Genomic DNA, 4,145 nt, shown 5'->3' with positions numbered 1-4,145 from the left:
ACCGTAGAATCGGCCTGCCCAGCGCCGATAGCCGTATAAGCAGCGTTCTCGGCGTCCGGCCGGCTCCTCTTTCGCCAGCATAACGCCTGTCGACGGTCCTCGCAGCCTCCCTGGTCGACCCGCATACGCAGTCTGTATAAGCCCGCCCCCCGGCGCCCTCCGTGCGTGACCGACCGGCAGTCCTCGGCGATAATCGAGGTGTGAGGACCTGTCGCCCCGCCCTCAGGACGCCGACTCCGAGGAGCGCGCCATGATCGAGCGCTACACCCGGCCCGAGATGGGCCGCATCTGGAGCCTCGAGAACAAGTACGAGACCTGGAAGGAGATCGAGGTCCTGGCCACCGAGGCTCAGGCCGAGATCGGCGTGGTGCCGGGCGTCGAGGCTACCGAGGTGCGCATCCGGGCGGCATTCGACGTGGATCGCATCAACGAGATCGAGCGCGAGACCAACCACGACGTCGTCGCGTTCCTCACGAATCTCGCGGAGAACATCGGCGAGGCGTCCAAGTGGGTCCACTACGGCATGACCTCCTCGGACCTGGGCGACACGGCGCTGTGCTACCAGATGGCGCAGGCGATCGACGTCGTCGTCGCCGACGTCCGGCGGCTCGGGCTCATCTGCAAGCGGCGCGCGTTCGAGTACCGCGACACGGTCTGCGTGGGGCGCACGCACGGCATCCACGCCGAGCCGATGACCTTCGGCATGAAGTTCGCGCGCTGGGCGTGGGCCTGGAAGCGCTCGCTGGAGCGGCTGCAGCGCACCCGCGAGGCCGTCGCGGTCGGCGCCATCAGTGGCGCCGTCGGCACGTACTCGAGCATCGACCCGTTCGTCGAGTCCTACGTCTGCGAGAAGCTCGGACTGACCCCCGAGCCGCTCTCCACCCAGGTCGTCCCGCGCGACCGCCACGCGCAGTTCCTCGCGGTGCTGGCCACCGTCGCCTCGACCGCCGAGGAGGTCGCCACCGAGGTCCGCGCGCTGCAGCGCTCCGACACCCTCGAGGCCGAGGAGCCCTTCGCGCGAGGCCAGAAGGGGTCCTCGGCGATGCCGCACAAGCGCAACCCGATCACCGCCGAGCGCGTCTGCGGACTCGCGCGGGTGGTGAAGGCCAACGCGCAGGTCGGCTTCGACAACGTGGCGCTGTGGCACGAGCGCGACATCTCGCACAGCAGCGCCGAGCGCGTGGTGCTCGCCGACTCGTCGATCGCCACCGACTACCTGCTCGACAGGCTCGCGTGGGTGCTCGACGGGCTCGTCGTCTACCCCGAGCGCATGCTCGCCAACCTCGAGGCGACCCGCGGCCTCATCTACTCGTCCAAGGTGCTGCTCGCGCTCGTGGACGCCGGCATGCTGCGCGAGGACGCCTACGCGATCGTGCAGCGCGCGGCCATGCGGGTGTGGGACGACATCCAGCAGGCGCGGTCGGGACCGACGTTCCGGGAGGCGCTGGAAGCCGATCCCGAGTTCGCCGCCGCCGGGGTCCCCGCCGCCGACCTCGACGCGCTGTTCGACCCGCGCTCGTTCCTCGGCAGGGTGGACGTCGTGTTCGAGCGGCTCGAGGGGCTGGAGTTCGGCGAGTAGGACGCGCGCGGTCCTCCCGCCGCTAGGCTTCCTCCACATCGCGTCCGCGGAACAGCGGGAACGCGAGGAGCGTCGCGGCCGCTCCTATCGCCAGCATCACGAGCGCGGGTCCGACGGCGGCGTCGGCGGCGGGCACGGGCTCGAAGTGGTGGAAGGGCGCGGCCTCGAGCAGCACGTCCGGCAGGTCGACGAAGGCGCCGACGAACTCGAACACGAAGGTCACGAGCACCGCGCCGAACGCCACCATGCCGGTGAGCCTGGGCACGGCCGCGAACGCGAGCAGGCCGATGCCGAAGAACAGCAGCGCGATGGGCAGCAGGTTCAGCGCCGCGGCGCGCACGGCGAGCCAGCGCCATCGCGAGACCGGCCGGGCGAGGATCGGCTCCAGCCGGCCCGACGCCTCGTCGTCGCGGATCCCGGCCACCGTGGTCACGGCGAACAGCGCGACGATGAGCACGGCGAAGGTCATCGCCAGCCCGACGAACCCCTCGGGCCTGTCCAGGCCGGCGAAGCCGACCTCCTCCATCAGGCGGACGAACCCGGGCGAGGCCTCGACGAACCGGACGACCTCGCCGGTCAGCAGGCCGATGAGCAGCGTGAAGGCCGCCGCGCCGATCCCCCAGCCCAGCAGGCCTGGTGTCACCTCCCGCGCGGCCAGCGCAGGGAGCGAGCGCATGGGCACGCCCGCACGCTCCTCGTCGCCGGCGCGGAGCACGGACCCCCCGAGCTCCCGGCGCGATCTCATCGCGAAAGCCGCGGCGGCCAGGGCGGCCGCCGGCGGCGCGAACAACCAGAACACGGAGAGGCGCCATCCGCCGTCCTCGGCCGCCGGCAGGTTCACCCAACCGAAGGGCGTCGTCCACTCGAGCGCCTCCAGCGCCTCCACGCCCGAGGCGACGCGGACGAGCAGCGCGAGCACGATGACCGCCGCCCCGGCGGCCACCGCGTGGGTGCGGGACGGCGCGACCTGCGCCAGCGCCAGCCCGAGCGCGCCGAAGACCGCCGCGCACGCCGCGTTCGCGCCCGCGACGATCGCGGCGTCCTCGGCTGAGAGGGCCTCGATCGCCGAGAGCGATCCGAACGTCGCGGCCCACAGCGCCGCGACCGCGATCGCCAGGGCGACCGCCGCCGCGGAGAGCAGCCCGGTGCGCCTCACGGCGCCGGCGAGCAGGAGCTCGGCGTGCCCCTCGTCCTCCTCGCCGCGGGTGATCCGCGTCGCCGCAAGCATCGCCCACACCGCTGCGAGCACGGTCGTCACCCCACCGACGCGCCACAGCGCGAAGCCGCCGGCCTGGTCGATCCCGCGCGCCCTGCCGAACAGCGCCTCGAAGGCTGGGTTGCCCTCGACCTGCGTCGCCAGCGCCTCCCGTTCGAGCTGCGTCGGGTAGGCCTCCTCCCAGCCGGTCATCACGAGAGCGCTCGCTCCGGCGATCAGCACGATCCACACGATCGAGCTCACGCCCAGGAGCCGGAGGTGATGGCGCAGCGACTCGAACCACGCGCGGAAGCCGCCGTACCGTGCCATCAGCGCTGCCCGTCCTTCCGGCGGCGCCCAGCGGTCTTCTCCCCACGCCGGCGCCGCGCCTCCTCCCGGCCGCGCTCCTCGTCGGCGTGGCCGGCCTCGCCGTAGTAGGTGCGGAAGAGCTCCTCCAGCGACGGCTCGCGCACCTGCAGCCACGTGACCTCCGCCGAGGAGAGCGCCTTGAGCGCGGGGTCGGTGGAGCCTCGGACCCTCATGCTGACGCGTCCGTCGGCGACCTCGACCTCCTCCACGCCGGGCACCCCCTCCAGTGGCGGCGGCTCCCCGACGATCGTCGCCTCCACCTTCAGCGCCGAAAGGTGCCGCAGCTCCGGGAGCGTGCCCAGTTCGGCGAGGTGCCCGCGGCGCAGGATGCCCACCCTGTCGCAGACCGCCTCCACCTCGGAGAGGATGTGCGAGGACAGCAAGACGGTCTGTCCGCGTCCCTTGGCCTCGCGCAGGCACTCCTGGAACTCGGCGTTGAGCAGCGGGTCGAGACCGCCCGACGGCTCGTCGAGCACGAGCAGCTCGGCGCGCGTCATGAGCCCGGCGATCACCGCGATCTTCTGACGGTTACCCTTGGAGTAGGAGCGGCCCTTCTTGCCCTCGTCGAAGTCGAAGCGCTCCACGAGCTCCTCCCGGTAGGCGAGGTCGTAGCCGCCGTGCAGCGCCCCCAGCAGGTCGAGCATGCGCCGGCCGGAGAGCCCGTGCCACACCGACAGCTCTCCAGGCACGTACGCCATCCGACGGTGCATCGCGACGGGCTCGTGCCAGGCGTCGTGGCCGAAGGCCGTGGCCCGCCCCTCGTCCGGCTTCAGCAGGCCGAGGAGCACACGCAGCGTGGTGGTCTTGCCGGCGCCGTTGGGGCCGAGCAGGCCGAAGACCTCTCCCGGCCGCACGTCGAACGTGAGGTCGTCGACGGCGACCGTCCTGCCGAAGCGCTTGGTGACCCCCTCGAACCGGATGACGCTCTCCTCGGGCACGTCCCGCTCCCTTCATCCGGGCTCTTCCGGTACCTACGCCGCTAGCCCCACCGCTCCCGGTGGA

Annotated in this window: 3 protein-coding genes; 1 reads left to right on the top strand and 2 read right to left on the bottom strand. The window is 72.2% G+C overall.

The features are described from left to right. Positions 1-250: 250 nt before the first annotated feature. Complete coding sequence (locus tag IBX62_09915; protein ID MBE0477401.1) at positions 251-1,579, top strand: adenylosuccinate lyase; 1,329 nt, start codon at positions 251-253, stop codon at positions 1,577-1,579. Positions 1,580-1,601: 22 nt separating this feature from the next. Here IBX62_09915 and IBX62_09910 read toward each other — a convergent pair whose 3' ends face one another. Together IBX62_09910 and IBX62_09905 are read right to left on the bottom strand one after the other, a co-directional pair. After that, positions 1,602-3,104 (bottom strand): hypothetical protein, encoded by a 1,503-nt coding sequence (locus IBX62_09910; GenBank protein MBE0477400.1) that lies wholly within the window; start codon positions 3,102-3,104, stop codon positions 1,602-1,604. After that, positions 3,104-4,081 (bottom strand): ABC transporter ATP-binding protein, encoded by a 978-nt coding sequence (locus IBX62_09905; protein MBE0477399.1) that lies wholly within the window; start codon positions 4,079-4,081, stop codon positions 3,104-3,106. The genes IBX62_09910 and IBX62_09905 overlap by 1 nt, the downstream gene beginning before the upstream one ends. Between the last annotated feature and the right edge of the window lie 64 nt (positions 4,082-4,145).

This window comes from Coriobacteriia bacterium (genome assembly GCA_014859305.1).
Classification (GTDB): Bacteria; Actinomycetota; Coriobacteriia; order Anaerosomatales; family Kmv31; genus Kmv31.
This window is presented reverse-complemented; position numbering and strand designations above follow the sequence as displayed.